Source organism: Rhizobium sp. GCM10022189 (assembly GCF_042656325.1).
In the GTDB taxonomy this organism is placed as follows: Bacteria; Pseudomonadota; Alphaproteobacteria; order Rhizobiales; family Rhizobiaceae; genus Rhizobium.
Window position 1 is genome coordinate 118,365 of the sequence record NZ_JBHSOR010000056.1, and the last position, 17,748, is coordinate 136,112.

Genomic DNA, 17,748 nt, shown 5'->3' on the forward strand with positions numbered 1-17,748 from the left:
AAATTGCGGTGACGTTGCGAACTGGTTTGCCGGCGCGGCCGATGCCTATTGGCGGGCCGTCACCATGGCGCGGATGCGGTCTTCGAAGAGGGCAAGGCGGCGCAGCCGGTTGGAAAGCTGCAGCAGGTCGTCCAGCGTTTGGCCGTCGATGACGAGCATCGCCTCGCCGGCGGCCGCCCCGCCATGCATGACGCAGCGCCCGATCAGCGTGTCGAGCAGGTCCGATTGCGCCAGCATGGACAGCGGCTCCCTACGCATCGTCGGCCTCCGGCAGCATGTCCGCGGGGGCGAGCGCGATGCCGCGGCGCCTTGCGGCCTGCAGCAGCGCCAGCTGGTCGCGGCCGTTGATCCGGCCGCGCTCGTCCCTCAGCGCCCGGCAGATCCTGGAGCGGTGGCGCTTGAGCTCGGCCGCCAGCCCGGACGGCGTCAGCGCGAATCTGGCGGCGACTTTCTGCCAGGGCGTTTTGGCCTCAGCCATGCCGATCTTCCCCCGTGTCATGCTCTCTTGTCGTTGGTGTGGAGATTATGTTGTCGAAATCGCAACGTCAATCCAAAATAGGAAAAAATACCTATCTTTTCCCCGTCGCTGCCGGGAGAGTCGTTTTCCGGCGGAAGGGCGGGCTGCGTTGCAACTTCAGGAGACCAACCATGTCAAAGGTTGAGGCGAAAAAGCCCGGTGCGGTTGCTTGCGTCTCGTTGCGTTTTTTGCAACAAATAAGCAACGCCGCATATGCGCGGACAGGGGATGGGGAAAGGCGATGGCTGAGATCGACGGCGACTGGTTTCACCGCCAGCTTGACGAGAGGGGGCAATCGCTGCGCGCGCTCGCCCGCCATCTCGGCAAGGATGCCTCCGCCGTTTCCCGCACCTTTTCGGGCCGGCGGCGCATGACGATGGAGGAGGCGGGCGCGATCGCCGCCTTCCTCGGCGTGGCCGTGACCGAGGTCATGCACCATGCGGGGATCGCCGGGCATGGCGGTGCGCCGGGCGAGGGCGCGGGGGCGACGATCCTGCTTTCGGCGACGATCGGCGAGGATGGCGCGCTTGGCGCGCTTTGCGCGCCGCAGCCGCTGCCGCAGCCGGTGCTCGACAGGGCGCGGCTGGCGCTTGCCGGCAGGCGCGAGCGCCCGATCGCCGCCGCCCAGGTGCGCGCTCGCGCCGGCGCGCTCAGCATGTGGGACGATACGGTGCTGCTCTTCGCACCCGCCGAAGGCATCGAGCCCGGCGCGATCGGCGCGCTGTCGATCTGCGGCCTCCCCGACGGCCGCCAGCTGCTTGCCAGGCTCGACCGCGCCCGCAAGACGGGCGAGGCGAGCCTGGTCTTGCCGGACGGCGGGATCGCCGATGTGGTGCTCATGACGGCGGCGCCGGTGCTGCTGGTGTTGCCGTGAGGGTGGGGATGGCCTGCGCGATGCGCTTGACCGGCCGCTCATGAACGTTCCGGTCCAAAATTTTCGCAGCTAATCCAGAAAACGCTAATCTGCGTATCAAGCGCCTGATATCATGGCCGGGCGCCGGTTGCGGATCGTCTTCGCGCCGGGGCGGCGGCGGTTTTACGGGTGCGTGGAAGAAAACTGCATGGATTTCGATACTGAGGGCTCGGGTCGGGCAAGGGCAGGCGGGGACGCCGGCGGTCATTACCGCGTTCTCTTCGATTCCATCGACGAGGGCGCCTGCATCATCGAGCGGCTGCCCTCGGGGCAGGACGGGCGGTGCGACTATCTCTATGTTGCCATGAACCGGGCCATGCAGGCGATGTTTTCCATCGCCGATCTCAGCGGCCGGACGATCCGCGAAGCCTTTCCGGACGTTGGGGAAGACTGGTTCGACATTTGCGACCGGGTGCTGGCGACAGGCGAGTCCGAACGGTTCCAGCGGGAATCGGCGGCGCGGGCCATGATGCTGGAAATGTTCGTCACCCGGCTTTCCGAGGAGCCGCCGCGCCTGCTCGCCGTCATGCAGAACATCACCACGCGGCGGCGCGCGGAAGAGGCGCTGCGGCGCAGCGAGGAGCGGATGCGGGCGCTGATCAACGCCAGTTCCGACGTGATCTTCCGCATGAGCCCGGACTGGCAGGAGATGCGCCGGCTCGACGGGCACGGGCATCCGGCCGACGAGGCGGGGCCGGCGGAGCGCTGGATGGAGGAATATATCTTTCCCGAGGACCGCCAGCAGGTGCGCATGGCGATTGCGCACGCCATCCGCGAGCGGCGGCCGCTGGAGCTGGAACATCGCGTGCGGCGCGGCGACGGCAAGGCGGGCTGGACCTTTACCCGCGCCGTTCCGATCTTCGATGCCGGCGGCACGATCGTCGAATGGTTCGGCATGGCCGCCGACGTGACCGAGCGGGCAAGCGCGCGCGAGCGCCAGAAGCTGCTCAACCACGAACTCGGCCACCGGCTGAAAAACGTTCTCAGCCTCGTGCAATCGATCGCCAACCAGACCTTCCGCCAGACCGGCAACCTTGCGGAAGCCGCCGAAATCTACAATGCCCGCCTCGTCTCGCTCGGCCGCGCCACCGACATATTGACGGAGACCGCCTGGGCCGATGCCGGCCTGCACAGCCTGGTGCAGGCGGGCCTCGTCTCCGTCGGCGATTTCAGCGAGCGCATCCGCATTTCCGGCCCCGATCTCGACCTTGCGCCGCAGCAGGCGCTGATGCTGACGCTGACGCTGCACGAGCTTGCGACCAACAGCCTGAAATACGGGGCGCTGAGCCGGCAGGCCGGCGTCGTGCGGCTCGGCTGGAGCGTGGAGCGCGAGGCCGGCCAGCGGCGGTTCGTGCTGGAATGGAAGGAGCGCGGCGGGCCCGAGACCGGCGCGCCGGCGCGCGAAGGTTTCGGATCGCGCATGATCGGCAGGCTGCTGCCGGCGGCGTTTCAGGGCAGGGCGGAGATCAGCTACGGGGCGGAGGGCTTCGAGTTTCGGCTGGAGGCGCCGCTCGGCGAAGGGGTGAAGGTGCGGGAGTGAGCGGCGGCGGAGGCGGCGGATGTCCGCTTCGGCCGTCCTCCTGGTTCAAGGCCGGGTCTTCCGGCAGGAGAGGAAGCGCGCATGTGCGGACGGGTCTTCGTCAAAAGCGATTTCGAAACCTTGCTGCGGAACTTTTCGTTTGCGAGGCGGGCAGACAGCCTCAATCTCGGCAACCAGTTTCCCCGCTACAACGGCGCGCCGTCGCTGGATTATCCCGTCATCGTCAAGGAGGAGGACCGCGCCGGCAAGGTCGGCCCGGTCTTCGTCTCGGCCAGATGGGGCCTGATCCCCGGCTGGGCAAAGCCGCCGTTTCGCCCGATGGTCAACGCCCGCGCCGATACGCTGAGCAGCAAGGCCACTTTCCGCGCCGCCTACCGCTCGCGCCGCTGCCTCGTTCCGATCGACGGCTATTTCGAATGGAAGGGGCTGGACCCGGCGGGCAAGAACAAGCTGCCATACGCCATCGCCATGAAATCGCGCGAGCCCTTCGCGCTTGCCGGCATCTGGGAGATGTGGCGAAACCCCGAAACCGACGAGCGCATCCGCACCTTCGCGATCGTCACCTGCGAGGCCAACGCGATGATGGCGGAAATCCACGACCGCATGCCGGTCATCCTGCATCGCAAGGATTACGACAGATGGCTCTCCGACGAGCCCGACCCGGCCGATCTGATGGTGCCCTATCCTTCCGAGGAAATGGTGATGTGGCCGGTGCGGCCGGGCAAATCGGGGGTGGGAAGCTACAAGAACAATTCGCCTGACATTCTCGACGAGGTCGATCCGGATGCGGAGCCGAGTTTGATTTAGGGGGGCGGGAGTGGATGCTTGCCCGGCGGCGCTTGGGGAATGATTTGCGAAAGAGAAGGCGCGGTGTACATTTGCGGAGGCCTACTCCAGCCTCAATGTCGATCTCGCATCGCAACAAGTGCTATGATGCCGCATGAGTTCGTACGAGCAGCCTGAAATACGGGGCGGAGCCGGCAGGCCGGCGTGGTGCGGCTCGGCTGGAGCGTGGAGCGCGAGGCCGGCCAGCGGCGGTTCGTGCTGGAATGGAAGGAGCGCGGCGGGCCTGAGACCGGCGCGCCGGCGCGCGAAGGTTTCGGATCGCGCATGATCGGCAGGCTGCTGCCGGCGGCGTTTCAGGGCAGGGCGGAGATCAGCTACGGGGCGGAGGGCTTCGAGTTTCGGCTGGAGGCGCCGCTCGGCGAAGGGGTGAAGGTGCGGGAGTGAATGGCTGTCGATATGGAGCGACAAGCTTCGTGTGAGCCTGAGCGTTCAGACTGTGCATAAGTTCGCCTAAGCTTATCTGGCGAAATTGAGTGGTCGCCATTCTGAATGAGATGCTAAGATCGGGGCTGGATTCTAAATCTACGGACTGGTAAGGCCGTCGCAAATACCTTATATGTTCACTCTTTGTTCTGATGAGTGTTCACCGCTATGGAGGTCTTGGATGCTTGTATATCGGCGTACAGACTTGTTTTCGTCACCGGCTCAAACGCTGGTCAATACGGTAAACTGCGTCGGGATCATGGGCAAAGGGATCGCGAAGGAATTCAAGAATCGCGAGCCTGAGATGTTCCGAGCCTACCAGAAGATATGCGACGAAAAGCTCTTGGAGCCCGGCAAATTGTGGCTTTGGCGGGGCAAGGACTATCTCACCCTGAATTTCCCGACAAAGATACATTGGCGAAATCCTTCTCGTATCGAGTGGATAGAGATGGGCCTGCAAAAGTTCGTAGCAACCTATCAGGCGGTCGGTATCAGAGAGATCTCGTTCCCGCGGCTTGGTTGCGGCAATGGCGGACTGGATTGGGCGGATGTCCGACCTCTCATGGAAAAGTATTTGTCCGAGCTTCCGATAGATATCTACATTCACGATTTTACCAAGGATATCGGATTGCCCGAACATCTTGAGCATGTCGCCGAGCAGATCAAATCCGGTAGACACAAGCCGCTTTCTTTTGACGCGTTTTGGTTGGATCTCAATCGGGCAGTTGATCTTTCTGAAAACGTGCTGGTCGATATTGTGACGAGAAAGCCGATCCGTGCGCGCATCAAGGAAGACGGCCTCGAACTTGAGATCGACCACAATTCTTGGGTCCTTCAACGCGACGACCTGCGTGCGGTTTGGTTGACGCTACAGAAGGGTCTCCTCACGAAGGATAGGGTTGCGTCTGTCGACGCCGAGGGGGGAATGCCGTTGCTGTCGCTGGTAAGTTTGCTCCCACAGGTGCGGCCTATCGAAATACTTCGCGCGGATGGAGATGAGGCCGAACTGGCTGTAGAACTTGCGCCTTCGAGTCGCGGAAGCGCGATAGTGCCGCCTCCATCTGCTCAGACCGAGATGTCATGGCACTAAGCGTCGGTTTCGCTCGCGCTCATATAACGGGCTGGCAGCAAACTTTATCGCTGCAATATTATCGATACAGGAGCAATTGGCCACGGTATTTGTTTCATCATAGTCCGCTGCAAAATGCGGTGTCGATTTTGCGGTCCGGGCAATTGTGCTCGCGCAACGATCCTACCAACCCGCATCCAATCGATGTTGCTGCGGCGGGCGTCATAGACGCTAGTCACGCTGCCCATGATTTTGTCAGGATTTACTTTCGCCCCTGCACACCGACGCAATACCATATCGAGGGGATAAGAAAACCCGGAGAGGGCCGATACGGCGATGCGTCACACGCTCCCGTGCTGGTCATGTTTGTCCTTGATGCAGAAGCTATTCTCACCCGCGCAGGCACGCAATTTAGCGATAGGAATATGCAAATACCCGGGACGGTGTACAACCCAACCGAAGCGCATTTTTCTACTATCCCGTTTGAAAAAGTTTATCACATAGGCGGTATTGGCGGCGATCATTCGATCGTCCAGCATCGATGCGCGGAAGTTCTTGCGGTGTCGCCGTTGCGGCTCGATGAAGCCTTGCAATGGGTATATTGCCGTTCTGAAGCGGAGCGGGAGCTGCTTCTCTTTGAACTACGCGGAGCGCCTGTAAATTGGGCTGACCGGATAAAGGTTTCGGATGACCTCAAGGTTTTTCAGAGAGAATATACTTTTGTTGAAGAGGTCCGCCTCAGCTCCGACGGGGTGATATTCCAATTGAACCCGAGATTGGATGGCAGGAATGTCTCAATAGATCTTCGTATCACAGCGATGAATGGTAGAGTTGTCGCCTCTTTGGTCAATTCTGACTTCGCTCCCCGGCCCCCAACCGTTCTGCAATGGCGTCATCCGTGTGTCCTTACACCCGGGTTGTACCATGTTCAAATTTCTCTGGAGGGGCATTTGGCCTACAAGAATATATTAGAGTTGAACGATCCCTTGATGTGACGCTCGACATTTCGACAACCACCGTTGCATCCCCACCAATTGCCGACGCCACACCACCCATTCGCATGGATCTGTCCGACGGCAATCCATGGCCGCAAACGCATGCGCCGGGCACGACACGCGCACCCGGCACAATCGTCTTGGCCCGGCGCCTCAGGCCGCAGGTGTCGCCACGGCCGGTGCTGCCGACAGTGCGGTGCGCAGCCTTGCTTCCTGCTCGGGCGAGAGCGAGGTGCGCAGGAGGGTGGCGTGTTCGCCCTTGAATTCGGCCAGCACCTTTTCCGGCTGCACCTTGCGGATCAGCAGGAAGAGGGCGGAGCTGTTGATGGGGATGGTGTCGGCGAGTTTCTGGATGAGGTCGTCGTCGATGCCGTAATCGGTCATCGAGCCGGCAAGCGCGCCCGAGCCGGCGCCGACGGCGCCGCCGACGACCATGCCGGCGAGCGGGTTGAGGAAGAGGAGGCCGACGAGCGAGCCCCAGATCGCCCCCGAGAGGCCGCCGCTTGCGGCACCCGCCGCCGTCAGGTTGACGCTCTGCTTGAGGCGCACCTTGCCCTGCGCATCGCGCACGGCGATGACGGCGTCTTCGAGATCGACCAGATATTCCTTTTCAAGCTGGACCAGCCGGTTCAGCACGGCATCCGCCCTGTCGGCGGTATCGAAACCAAGCACTACGAATTCTGACATCGCTTTCCCTCCAGTTGGATTTCTACAGATGCGGCAGATAGGCGCCGGCGGCGCGCTGTCCATACGGCGGCCGTCGTTTGCCGGCGCGGCCAGGGCCGGTGCCGCGATGGGAGGGCGAAGAAGGAGCGGCTGTTGGTCATTGGTCATTGGCCAGTGGTCAGCGGTCAGTAGAACGGGCGCACTTCCACCGGCGCGCGGCAGGCCAGCGCGGCCTTGCGGCCCCAGGCGAGCGCTTCCTGCCTATCGGCGCATTCCAGCACCCAGAAACCGCCGATATGTTCCTTGGTCTCCAGATAGGGGCCGTCGGTGACGAGCAGCCCGCCGTCCGGCTGCCTGCGCACGGAGATCGCCTTGCCGACCGGCTGCAGGCCGCCGACGAAGATGCGGATTCCGGCGGCGACCATGTCTTCGTTCAGCGCGTCGATGGCGCGGTGCATCGCCTCGTCCTCCCGGCTGGCGTCGTAATCGTCGGCGTGGTGGATGGCGACCAGGTAATGCGGCATGGGTTCCTCCTGTTGCGAATGGCGGGCTTGCCTTCATTCTACAGACGAACGGGCCGGGCGGAATTCGACCGGGCGCAGGATATTTTGGCTCCTGCCGGCGGATCGGCTATAGGGGCAGGTGCCGGCCTCAACCCGGCTGCGGCGCCCTGGCGCGGCAAACCCCTTGCGGAGGTGCTTTCATGCCGCTTCTCGATGCGAACCTTGCCTTTCCCGTCACCCATCCGGACGGGCGGGTTTCGAAGACGACGATGTACCTGAAGAACGTCATCGACCATCCGCGCATGGAGATCGGCGACTACAGCTATTTCACCCATTACGGAAGGCTGGAGGACACGGCCGAGATCCTGGCGCCCTATCTCTGGCCGGAGAGCCGCGAAAAGCTCGTCATCGGCAAGTTCGTGCAGATCGCGCGCGGCGCCTATTTCATGACCAGTTCGGGCAACCACCCGATGGGCGGCATCACCACCTATCCGTTCCGCATCTTCAAGCCGGAAACCTTCGGCTACAAGGACCTGCCGGTGAAGGATACGGTGGTGGAGCACGATGTCTGGATCGGCCACGGCGCCGTCGTCATGCCGGGGGTGACGATCGGCGCCGGCGCCATCGTGGCTGCCGCCTCGGTCGTCACGCGCGACGTGCCGCCCTATGCGGTGGTCGGCGGAAACCCGGCCGGCATCATCCGCATGCGCTATCCGGTCGAGGTCATCGGCGAAATCCTGGCGCTTGCCTGGTGGGACTGGCCGATCGACAAGATCGAGGCCAATCTGGCGGCGCTGGAAAGCGGCGACCTGGCGGCGCTGAAACGGGCCTGAGCCGGGGGCGGGCGGCGGCGCCCTTCCAATTGGCCGGGACGGCGCTATCCTGCGGCGCAGCAGCCTATTGCAAATCCTTCGATATGATGAGATCAGGTCGAACCATGCTTATGTCCGACCGGGCGCCACCGGCCGAGAGTGGCCGCACCAGCAACCGTCCCCAGCCTCGGCGCGACAGCGGGACGCGCGCATGCTGATGCGCGATCCCTCCCGCCGGCGCCTTTTGCTTGCCGCCGCCGCCTGCCTTGCCGGTCTTGCCGTGACCTGGCTGACATCCTCGCCGCTCGGGCTGCTCGGCCCGGTGGCGGCCGTCTTTCTCCGGGCGCGCGGGCGGGCCGTCAGGCTGATCTGCGCCGTTCTGGCCGTGGCTGTCCTTGCCGCGCTGCTGGCGGCGCTCGATGCCGGGTGGCGCGAGCCTGCGCTTGCATGGGCGGCGTTTTTTGCGCTGTCGCTGTCCGTCGGCCCGCTGGTTTCGATGGGCGCGCCCGACCGGGCCGAAGGCGATGCGGTGCGGGCGGCGAAAGCCGTGGAGCAGGTCACGGGCGTCGGCTGGGCCACGGATGCCGCCGGCGCCTTCCTTTACGTCACGCCCGACGTGCTGGCCTTTCTCGGGCTGACCCTTGCGGATTTCAACCGGCCGCTGGCGGACGGCGAATTCGGATGGAAGCGGGCCATCCATGCCGACGATTACGAGGGGGCGGCCGCGCTCTGGCGCCGCTGCCTGCAGACGGGCGAATATTACAGCATGGACAACCGCATGCTGCGGCAATCCGGCGGCTACGGCTGGACGCGAACCACCGGGCAGCCGCTGCGCGACGACAGCGGCGCGATCACCGGCTGGTACGGCACGGTCATCGATGTCGACAGCGGCAGGGACGGCGCCGTTGCGTCCGGCAGCGAATTCGCCTCCGGCCTGCCGCCGATGGCGGAGGTTCATCCGCACGACCGGGCGACGGTGGAGCAGGCGCGGGCGCGCGCCTTCTTCCACGGCATTCCCCAGGTCAGCAGCTACCGCAAGCTTCAGGCCGACGGCAGCTACCGCTGGGTGGAATTCCGCGTGGAGCCGCAATACGGGGCCAGCGTCGATATCGACCCGGCGGTGGCGCGGCAGGACGCGCGCTGGACGACGGCCAGTTCGCTTGGCGAGACCGGCGAGGCGGTGCGCACGGCGCTTGCCATCGAAAACCTCTATGGCGGCGCCTGGGCGATGGATGCGGCCGGCCAGTTCACCTACGCGACGCCGACGGCGCAGACCTCGATCGCCATGGTGCTGGAGGACCTGAACCTGCTTCTCGACGGCCGGCCCTTCGTCGAGGGCGGGCGGCAGGGCTGGCAGCGGGGCGTGCATCCCGACGACGCGGAGGAGGCCGGCGAGACGCTGCGCCATGCGCTGAGGACCGGCGAGCACTGGAATTTCGAATACCGGGTGCTGCGCGCCAACGGCGCCTATGTCTGGCACCGGGCGGCGGCGCGGCCGACGCGCGACGGGCAGGGGCGCATCACCGGCTGGTACGGCGTCACCGTCGATATCGACGCCTACAAGCGCACCGAAGCGGCGCTGCGCGAACGCGAGCGGCAGCTGCAGCAGATGATCGACACGGTGCCGGCGCTGATCTGGAGCACGACGGCCGAGGGGCGGCCGACCTATATCAACAAGCGCTTTACCGAGGTGACGGGCGCCGGCCTCGAAGACATGATCGCGCCAGACGGGACGCCCTCGCTCGGCGTCGTGCATCCGGATGACCGGCAAGCGGCCATCCGGGCGGCGCGCCATGCCTTTGCGACCGGGGAACCCTATTTCCAGCGATACCGGCAGATCCGCGCCGACGGCAGCTACCGCTGGACGGAAACGCGGGCCGAACCGCTGCGCGACGAGGCCGGCACGATCCTGCGGTGGTACGGCGTCAGTTCCGATGTCCACGATCTCGTCACCACGCAGGAGGCGCTGCGCGAGCGGGAGCGCTTCCTGCGCGAACTGGTCGAAACGCTGCCGGCGATGATCGATTGCGCCACGCCGGACGGCGAGCCGATCTTCCGCAGCCAGAGACTGCGGGATTTCCTGGGCTACGATCTCGAAGCGCTGGACGGGACGGGCAAATCCCGCCTTGCCGGCACGCTGGATGCCGGGGTCCACCCCGACGACCTTGCCGGCGTGAAGGAGAAATACGCCCATTCGCTGAAGACCGGCGAACCCTATGCCCGCCGCCATCGGCTGCGGCGCTACGACGGCGAATATCGCTGGGTGGAAACGCGCGCCGCGCCCATGCGCGACGAGCAGGGGGCGATCGTGCAATGGAACGTCGTCTGCCTCGACATAGACGGCGAGGTGCGGGTGCAGGAAAAGCTGCTTGCGGCGCAGGAAAGCCTTGCCCGCGCCAGCCAGGCGGCGAGCCTTGCCGAGCTTTCGGCCTCCATCGCCCACGAGGTCAACCAGCCGCTGTCCGCGGTGATGAGTTCTTCGGACGCCTGCCGGCGCTGGCTGATGACGGACCCGCCGAATATCGAGCGGGCGCAGAAGACGCTGGAGCGCATCATCGTCAGCGCCCATTCGGCAAGCGATGTCGTGACCCGCGTGCGCGCGCTCTTCAAGCAGGCCGAGGACAAGCGCGATTGCGTCACCCTTGGCCGCGTCGTCGCCGAGGCGCGCGACCTGCTGGCCGAAGAGGCGGCGCGGCACGGCCTGCGCATCGATCTCGCCGGCGAGGATATGGTGCTCGCCGCGCCCTTCGACCGGGTGCAGATCCAGCAGGTCGTCATCAACCTCATGCGCAACGGCATGGACGCGATGGCCGACCTTGCCGGCGGCCGGCTGCTCGAAGTGCGCCAGAGCCGGGCGGACGGCATGGCGCGCGTCGAGGTCAGCGACCGGGGCGCCGGCATCGCATTTCCCGACAAGATCTTCGAGCCGTTCTTTTCCACCAAGGAACAGGGCATGGGCATGGGGCTTGCCATCTGCCGCTCGATCGTCGAGGCGCATGGCGGGCAGCTCTGGGCGGAGGCGAACGAGCCGCGCGGGGCGAGGTTTATCTTTACCCTGCCGGACGCGGCGGCCTGACCCTCTCGACCCGGTCGGGCGATCATGGGGCGCATGCCGAGAGGTCCGGGACCGCCGAAGCGCCGGTCAGGTCGCTCGGCGGCCGGCGACCTGCCCGGTGCGGCAGGGCATCGGCACGCGGTCTCGATATGCGCGGCGCCCTGTGTGGCGCCGTGTGCGGCGCCATGTGTGGTGCAAGCGGGCCTGGCCTTACTTCTTCTTCTCGGCGGTTGCGGTGCCGGCCATTTTGACCTGCGCGCCGGGCGCGGGTGTGGCGGGCGCGGGCGTGCGGTCCTTCTTCGGCTTGCGGGCCTCCTTGTTGCTGCGCAATTGCCCCTTGGCCATGGTGTCCTCCTCGATGTCGTGACGCGAACGGGTCGGTGCGGCGCGTCTTTCGCGCTGCGGCGAGGGCTTGCGGCCGGAAGCGGCCGCGCCCCTGAAACGGCGCCGACGCAACAAGCCTGCGCCCATTCCCGGTCCGGCGCAACGGATTTTCGCGGCTGATGCCCCGGCAGGCAGCCAAACCCTGGTGATATTGCATCGATGGCGAAAGCCGGTAGTTTGCAGGCGGTTTTTCAAGGAAAGAAGACGACCGATGACGACAGCTGTTTTGACGACCTATGTTCTTGTCGTGCTCGGCCTGATGGTCATTCCGGGGCCGGCGACGCTGCTCGTGCTGGCGCGCTCGGTCAGCGGCGGCCGGCAGGCCGGCATTGCGACCGGGCTCGGCATTGCGGCGGGCGACCTCATCCATTCCACCATGGCGACCTTCGGCCTTTCGGCCCTGCTTGCCACCTCGGCGCTCGCCTTCGAGATCGTCAAATATGTCGGCGTCGCCTATCTCGTCTATCTCGGCTACCGCGCCTTCGTCGAAAAGTCCGGCAATCTCGATGTCGGCACGGCGGCGCCGATCAGCCCGGCAAGGGCCTTCCGCCAGGGCGTGTTCACGGAAATCCTGAACCCGAAGACGGCGCTGTTTTTCCTCGCCTTCCTGCCGCAGTTCATCCATCCCGAAAGCGGGTCGGTGATCGGCCAGTTCGCGCTGCTCGGCGTCATCTTCGTGGCGCTCAGCATCTGCGTGACCTCGGCGCTTGCCTTCGGCGCCGGCTCGGTGCGCGGCTGGCTGGCGAAGAACCGGACGATCGGCCGCTGGCAGGGCAAGGTGGTCGGCTCGATCTATATGGCGCTCGGCGTGCGGCTGGCCTTCCAGCAGCAATAGGCCGGCCGGAATGTTTCTCGCCAGCCTGGCGATGTATGTGACGCCGCCGCCGCTCGGGCAGGCCACGCAGGAGCTGTGGTCCTTTCTGCGCGCGCATCTGGCGGATGCCGGGCTTGCCGGGCTGCCGGAGCGCCTCGATACGGGTATCGCGCATGACGAGGCCTGGCTGCGCCCGGACCTCATCCTGTCGCAAACCTGCGGCTATCCCTATGTGAAGACCTTGCGGGGCAGGGTGCGGCTTGTGGCGACGCCGGTCTATTCGCATCCGGGCTGCGACGGGCCGCTGATGCGCAGCTTCGTCATCGTCAGCAGGGACAGCGGCGCGCGATCGCTGGCGGATCTGCGCGGCACGATTGCCGCCATCAACAGTCCCGACAGCAATTCCGGCAGCAATCTCTTTCGGGCGGCGATCGCGCCGCTTGCCGAAAACGGCCGCTTCTTTGCCGGCGTCGTCGAGACCGGCAGCCATGGGGCGAGCATCGATGCGGTCTCCGCGGGGCGGGCCGGCTGCGCGGCGATCGACTGCATCACCTTCGGCAATATCCGGCGTTTCGATCCGCAGCGGCTCGGCGGCGTGCGCGTCCTTGCCGAGACGGCCTGCGGGCCGGGCCTGCCCTTCATCACCGCGGCGGGCGCATCGGACGAGCGGGTGGCGCTGCTGCGGCAGGCGCTTGCCGCCGCCATTGCCGCGCCGGCGCTCGCCGGGGCGCGCGACACGCTGGGCCTTGTCCGCTTCGACGTGCTTTCTGATGGTGATTACGAACCGCTCGCCAGGCTTGCCGAAGAGGCGATTGCCGCCGGCTACGGCGAGTTCGGAGCCTGGACGTGAAGGCTCATTCCGTTTCACGTCTGGACATGGACGCTCCACGCGTTTAGGAAATGCCCCGCTAACCGGTCGCAGCCCACCCGGTTCAACAAAACAAGGGATCCTGACATGAAAGTACTTGTCGTCTGCTCCGGCGGACTCGACTCCGTTTCGCTTGCCTATGCGATGGCGGCGCAACACCGGCTCATCGGCCTCATTTCCTTCAATTACGGCCAGCGGCACGTCAAGGAGCTGGAATTTGCCGCGCTCTGCGCCCGCAGGCTGAACGTGCCGCACGATATCATCGACATTTCCGGTGTCGGCAAACACCTGACCGGCTCGGCGCTGACGGACGACATCCAGGTGCCGGACGGCCACTATGCCGAGGAGACGATGAAGGCGACGGTGGTGCCGAACCGCAACGCCATCATGCTGTCGATCGCCTTCGGGCTTGCCGCCGCGCGCCAGGCCGATGCCGTGGCGATTGCCGTGCATGGCGGCGACCATTTCATCTATCCCGACTGCCGGCCGGGCTTCATCGCGGCCTTCGGGACGATGCAGCGCCATGCGCTCGACGGTTATGCCGACGTGACGCTGCTTGCGCCCTATGTCAACGCGACCAAGGCCGACATCGTCGCCGACGGTTTCCGGCACCGGACGCCGTTCGGCGAGACCTGGTCCTGCTACAAGGGCGGCAGCGCCCATTGCGGGCGGTGCGGAACATGCGTCGAGCGCCGCGAGGCCTTCCATCTCGCCGGTGTCGCGGACCCGACCGTCTACGAGGACCCGGATTTCTGGGCGGCCGCCACGGCCGGCTTCAGGGACGGCGGCTTCAAGGCAGAGGAGGTGAAGTGATGTACCGCATCACCAAGGAATTCCACTTCTCCGCCTCCCACCAGCTTTCGCATCTTCCCGAAGGGCATCAGTGCGCGCGCCTGCACGGGCACAACTATATCGTCGTCGTCGAGCTTGCCGCGGCCGAACTCAACGCGGACGGGTTCGTGCGCGACTATCACGAGCTTGCGCCGCTCAAGCGCTATATCGACGACAATTTCGACCACCGGCACCTGAACGAGGCGCTCGGCCACGACAGGGTGACGTCGGAATGGCTCGCCCGGCATTTCTACGACTGGTGCAAGCAGCGCATGCCGGAAACGTCCGCCGTCAGGGTCAGCGAGACGCCGAAGACCTGGGCGGAGTACCGGCCGTGAGCGGCGCGCAGATGCGCGAGCAGAAGATCCGCGTCAGCGAAATCTTCGGGCCGACGATCCAGGGCGAGGGGCCGCTTTGCGGGCTTCCGACCGTCTTCGTGCGCACCGGCGGCTGCGACTATCGCTGTTCGTGGTGCGACACGCTGCATGCCGTCGACAGCGCCTATCGCGACGAATGGGCGCCGATGGCGGCGGACGAGATCTGGGCGAAGGTGGAGGCGCTGTCGGGGCGCCGTCCGCTGACGGTTTCGCTGTCCGGCGGCAACCCGGCCATCCAGCCGCTCGCGCCGCTGATCGGGCGGGGCAAGCGCGACGGCTACCGGTTTGCGCTGGAAACGCAGGGCTCCATCGCGCAGGACTGGTTCTCGGCGCTCGACCATCTCATCCTCAGCCCGAAACCGCCCTCGAGCGGCATGGGCTTCGATGAGGCGGCGTTGAGAGACTGCGTGAAGGCGGCCGGCGACGGCCCTGAAATCGCAATGAAAATCGTCATCTTCGACGAGGGCGATTATGCCTTTGCCAAGTCCGTCGCCCGGTCGTTCGAGACGCTGCCGGTCTTCCTGCAGCCCGGCAACCATACGCCGCCGGTCAACGACGACGACAGGATCGATCTCGACGGCATCCTGAACCGCATGCGCTGGCTGGTCGACAGGGTCACGTCGGACCGCTGGTTCGGCGCCCGGGTCCTGCCGCAGCTGCATGTGCTCATGTGGGGAAACATGCGCGGGGTGTGAGGAGCGGGCCTGGCCTGCCGGCGAAGCGGCCGGTCAACGGCATCATGCATTCGGAGGGTGGGCGCAGCCGATAGGCGAGCTTGGCGGCGTCTTTTGCCTTGGGTATTTTGTGGGCGGGTTCTTTCGGGATGGGGCCGGAGGGGAGCGCCGTGGACAGGGAGACAGCCGCCAGAAACGGCGAGGAAGCCTACAGGCTGCTCGCGGCCGGCCGATACGAGCAGGCGCTGGCGATCTATCTCGAACTTGCGCAGAACGGCTACGGGCCGGTCTCCGCCCAGCTCGGCTATATCTACGATCACATGCGGCCGCGCGATGTGGAAAGGGCCAAGCACCACTATGCCGCCGCCGTGGAGCAGGGCGACGTCTACGCCATGTATGCGCTGGGCGGGCTGACGGCGGCGGAGGGCAACCTGGCCGGCGCCGTCTTCTACTACGACCGGGCGGTCAAGGCCGGCGATACGCAGTGCTACTACCCGCTCTACCTGGCCCTGAAGAAGCTCGGGGCGATCCGGGAGGCCAAAGCCGCCCTCGATGCGGCGGCGGCGCATGGCAACCCTTTCGCGATCCGCGACCAGAGCCTGCGCCGGCTTTCCGGCAAGGAGGGGTTGGCCAACGTCTTTTACGGGGCGGCGCAATATATCCGCAACCTTCCGGCGCTGACCCGGGCCGCGCGGGAGACCTACCCGGAGCGCGGCCGGCGCGGTTGAGCGGAGGCTGGCGCGGGCATCCTGCGCGCGCCTCGGGATATGGCGTGGGATCGGCAACCTCCGGCGTCATCCCCGGGCTTGTCCCGGGATCTGCCAGGCTTTCGATCAGTCGGCAACGGTGACGCAGGAACGGCTGTCGGCCCTTCGCGCAGGATCGTCCTCGATCCCGTGCTCCGTATCGACTGAAGCGGATCCTCGGGACAAGCCCGAGGATGACGGAGAGCGGGACATGACGGAAGGCGGGGCGGCGAAGAATGAAGGGTGCTCCGCGGCCCTACAGCTTGTGGACGAAGTAGGTTTCCGCAATCTCTATCGGGGACATGGCGTTTCTCCTTCAGCCGAACTTGACGAGGTTCAGCGCCGGCAGCGGCCCGCCGGGAAACTGCGTCAGGCTGCCGCCGACGGCAAGCGGGCCGAGATCGATGCCGGCAAAGCCCAGGCGGGCGATGAGGGCGCCGACCTCCGCCTTCGCCGCGACATCGTCTCCCGAATAGAAGAGCACGCGGCTGCCGCCTTCGGCCCTCGGATCGCCCGAGACGAGGTTCGCGAAGAGGTGGTTGAAGGCCTTCACCAGCCGGGCGCCGGGAACGAGACCGGCGACGATTTCGCTGGACAGGCGGCCGTTCAGCTCGGCCGGCTTGAAGAGCGGCGCCTCGATCGGGTTGTTGGCGTCGATGACGATGCGGCCGGCCCAGTCCGGCAGGCCGGACAGAGCCGCCGGCAGTTTCGACCAGGGCACGGCGATAAGGACGAGATCGGCGGCGGCCGCCTGCTCGATCGTGCCGGCCCTGATATGGGGGGCGAGCTCGGCCGCCAGCCCGGACAGGGTCTGCGGGCCGCGGCTGTTGGCGATGGTGGCGGATAGGCCGTTGCGGGCAAGCGCGCGGGCGAAGGCTGCGCCGATATTGCCGGCGCCGACGATGCCGATGGACGACATGGGGACGATCCTTCCGTTGCGGGAAATCAAACGGTGAAGCCGCCGTCGGCGAGCAGGCCGGCGCCGTTGACGAAGCTGGCCTCGGGGCTGGCGAGCCAGGCGACGAGGGCGGCGATTTCGTGATCCTTGCCATAGCGGCCGAGCGGGATGCCGGGACCGACGATTGCCGAGACCGGGCCGCCGTCCGGGTTCATGTCGGTATCGGTGGGGCCGGGATGCACGGTGTTGACCGTGATGCCCTTCGGCCCGAGATCGCGGGCGAGCGCGCGGCTGAAGCCCGTTATGGCGGCCTTGGTCAGCGTATAGAGCGAGATGGTGGGGAAGCCGCCATATTGTACGACGCTGGAGGCGATCTGGATGATGCGGCCGCCGGATTTCATGCGGCGGGCGGCCTCCTGGCTGGCGACGAAGACGCCCGTCACGTTGACGGCGATCATGCGCTCGTAATCGGCAAAGCCGATCTCCTCGATCGGGCCGTTGATGGCGATGCCGGCATTGTTGACGAGGATATCGAGCGCGCCGAAGGTCTCTTCGGTCCTGGCGACGGCGGCTCGCACCGCTTCCGGATTGCCGGCATCGGCCTCAATGGCGATGGCGCGGCCGCCGGACGCTTCGATCTCGGCCACGACATCGGCGGCTTTTTGCGGCGAGGCGCTGTATGTCAGCGCTACATTGGCGCCATCGGCGGCGAGACGTTTTGCGATCGCCGCGCCGATCGAGCGCGAGCCGCCGGTGACAAGGGCGGTCTTTCCGGTGAGGGGTCTGGACATTGGCGAAAACTCCGTTCTGCTGGTTT

Annotated in this window: 21 protein-coding genes; 14 read left to right on the forward strand and 7 right to left on the reverse strand. The window is 65.7% G+C overall.

Annotation, left to right across the window (positions count from 1 at the left end):
- Positions 1-45: 45 nt before the first annotated feature.
- Complete coding sequence (locus tag ACFPWW_RS26790) at positions 46-258, reverse strand: hypothetical protein (RefSeq protein WP_112759413.1); 213 nt, start codon at positions 256-258, stop codon at positions 46-48.
- Positions 251-478 (reverse strand): hypothetical protein, encoded by a 228-nt coding sequence (locus ACFPWW_RS26795; protein WP_377314098.1) that lies wholly within the window; start codon positions 476-478, stop codon positions 251-253. Before ACFPWW_RS26795 ends, ACFPWW_RS26790 begins: the two co-directional genes overlap by 8 nt.
- A gap of 280 nt (positions 479-758) precedes the next feature.
- Between ACFPWW_RS26795 and ACFPWW_RS26800 the strand changes: the two genes are divergently transcribed.
- The 6 genes from ACFPWW_RS26800 (at position 759) to ACFPWW_RS26825 (ending at position 6,303) form a co-directional block, all read left to right on the forward strand.
- Positions 759-1,391 carry a helix-turn-helix domain-containing protein gene (locus tag ACFPWW_RS26800; RefSeq protein ID WP_377314100.1) on the forward strand — a complete coding sequence of 211 codons (633 nt, stop codon included), beginning with the start codon at positions 759-761 and terminating at the stop codon, positions 1,389-1,391.
- A 187-nt stretch (positions 1,392-1,578) separates the two neighbouring features.
- Positions 1,579-2,970 (forward strand): HWE histidine kinase domain-containing protein, encoded by a 1,392-nt coding sequence (locus ACFPWW_RS26805; RefSeq protein ID WP_162706890.1) that lies wholly within the window; start codon positions 1,579-1,581, stop codon positions 2,968-2,970.
- Between the two features lie 81 nt (positions 2,971-3,051).
- Positions 3,052-3,777, forward strand: coding sequence for an SOS response-associated peptidase (locus ACFPWW_RS26810; protein WP_113413682.1), 726 nt, complete (start codon positions 3,052-3,054; stop codon positions 3,775-3,777).
- A gap of 183 nt (positions 3,778-3,960) precedes the next feature.
- Complete coding sequence (locus tag ACFPWW_RS26815) at positions 3,961-4,200, forward strand: hypothetical protein (protein ID WP_377314102.1); 240 nt, start codon at positions 3,961-3,963, stop codon at positions 4,198-4,200.
- 220 nt (positions 4,201-4,420) lie between these two features.
- The gene (locus tag ACFPWW_RS26820) at positions 4,421-5,329 is read left to right on the forward strand and encodes a macro domain-containing protein (RefSeq protein WP_377314104.1); all 909 of its coding nucleotides are present in this window, start codon (positions 4,421-4,423) and stop codon (positions 5,327-5,329) included.
- The gene (locus tag ACFPWW_RS26825) at positions 5,320-6,303 is read left to right on the forward strand and encodes a DarT ssDNA thymidine ADP-ribosyltransferase family protein (protein WP_377314106.1); all 984 of its coding nucleotides are present in this window, start codon (positions 5,320-5,322) and stop codon (positions 6,301-6,303) included. The genes ACFPWW_RS26820 and ACFPWW_RS26825 overlap by 10 nt, the downstream gene beginning before the upstream one ends.
- A gap of 153 nt (positions 6,304-6,456) precedes the next feature.
- Here ACFPWW_RS26825 and ACFPWW_RS26830 read toward each other — a convergent pair whose 3' ends face one another.
- The gene (locus ACFPWW_RS26830) at positions 6,457-6,990 is read right to left on the reverse strand and encodes a DUF1269 domain-containing protein (RefSeq protein ID WP_377314108.1); all 534 of its coding nucleotides are present in this window, start codon (positions 6,988-6,990) and stop codon (positions 6,457-6,459) included.
- Positions 6,991-7,154: 164 nt separating this feature from the next.
- On the reverse strand, positions 7,155-7,493 hold the full coding sequence (locus ACFPWW_RS26835) for a YciI family protein (RefSeq protein ID WP_377314110.1): 339 nt from the start codon (positions 7,491-7,493) through the stop codon (positions 7,155-7,157).
- Between the two features lie 179 nt (positions 7,494-7,672).
- On the opposite strand from ACFPWW_RS26835, the gene ACFPWW_RS26840 reads away from it, so the two are divergent.
- Both ACFPWW_RS26840 and ACFPWW_RS26845 read left to right on the forward strand, forming a co-directional pair.
- Entirely contained in the window at positions 7,673-8,305 is a 633-nt protein-coding gene (locus ACFPWW_RS26840) for a CatB-related O-acetyltransferase (protein WP_112706256.1), read from the forward strand.
- A gap of 190 nt (positions 8,306-8,495) precedes the next feature.
- Positions 8,496-11,360: a PAS domain-containing protein gene (locus ACFPWW_RS26845; protein ID WP_377314112.1), complete on the forward strand. Its 2,865-nt coding sequence runs from the start codon at positions 8,496-8,498 to the stop codon at positions 11,358-11,360.
- Positions 11,361-11,549: 189 nt separating this feature from the next.
- Here the strand turns inward: ACFPWW_RS26845 and ACFPWW_RS26850 are convergent, their stop codons facing one another.
- Positions 11,550-11,684, reverse strand: coding sequence for a hypothetical protein (locus ACFPWW_RS26850; protein WP_377314114.1), 135 nt, complete (start codon positions 11,682-11,684; stop codon positions 11,550-11,552).
- Positions 11,685-11,934: 250 nt separating this feature from the next.
- Here ACFPWW_RS26850 and ACFPWW_RS26855 point away from each other — a divergent pair, with 250 nt between their 5' ends.
- From ACFPWW_RS26855 to ACFPWW_RS26880, 6 genes are all read left to right on the forward strand, one after another.
- The gene (locus ACFPWW_RS26855; protein ID WP_377314116.1) at positions 11,935-12,558 is read left to right on the forward strand and encodes a LysE family translocator; all 624 of its coding nucleotides are present in this window, start codon (positions 11,935-11,937) and stop codon (positions 12,556-12,558) included.
- Positions 12,559-12,568: 10 nt separating this feature from the next.
- The gene (locus ACFPWW_RS26860; RefSeq protein WP_377314118.1) at positions 12,569-13,387 is read left to right on the forward strand and encodes a phosphate/phosphite/phosphonate ABC transporter substrate-binding protein; all 819 of its coding nucleotides are present in this window, start codon (positions 12,569-12,571) and stop codon (positions 13,385-13,387) included.
- A 105-nt stretch (positions 13,388-13,492) separates the two neighbouring features.
- Positions 13,493-14,218, forward strand: a complete 726-nt coding sequence (gene queC / locus ACFPWW_RS26865; protein ID WP_112706253.1) for a 7-cyano-7-deazaguanine synthase QueC — start codon at positions 13,493-13,495, stop codon at positions 14,216-14,218.
- Positions 14,218-14,574, forward strand: a complete 357-nt coding sequence (gene queD, locus ACFPWW_RS26870; RefSeq protein ID WP_377314120.1) for a 6-carboxytetrahydropterin synthase QueD — start codon at positions 14,218-14,220, stop codon at positions 14,572-14,574. Before queC ends, queD begins: the two co-directional genes overlap by 1 nt.
- Positions 14,575-14,585: 11 nt before the next feature.
- The gene (gene queE, locus ACFPWW_RS26875) at positions 14,586-15,308 is read left to right on the forward strand and encodes a 7-carboxy-7-deazaguanine synthase QueE (protein WP_377314193.1); all 723 of its coding nucleotides are present in this window, start codon (positions 14,586-14,588) and stop codon (positions 15,306-15,308) included.
- Between the two features lie 149 nt (positions 15,309-15,457).
- Complete coding sequence (locus ACFPWW_RS26880) at positions 15,458-16,015, forward strand: tetratricopeptide repeat protein (protein WP_112566671.1); 558 nt, start codon at positions 15,458-15,460, stop codon at positions 16,013-16,015.
- A gap of 334 nt (positions 16,016-16,349) precedes the next feature.
- Here the strand turns inward: ACFPWW_RS26880 and ACFPWW_RS26885 are convergent, their stop codons facing one another.
- Positions 16,350-16,952 carry an NADPH-dependent F420 reductase gene (locus ACFPWW_RS26885; protein WP_112706249.1) on the reverse strand — a complete coding sequence of 201 codons (603 nt, stop codon included), beginning with the start codon at positions 16,950-16,952 and terminating at the stop codon, positions 16,350-16,352.
- 26 nt (positions 16,953-16,978) lie between these two features.
- Complete coding sequence (locus ACFPWW_RS26890) at positions 16,979-17,722, reverse strand: 3-oxoacyl-ACP reductase family protein (RefSeq protein WP_112566665.1); 744 nt, start codon at positions 17,720-17,722, stop codon at positions 16,979-16,981.
- Positions 17,723-17,748 lie beyond the last annotated feature (26 nt).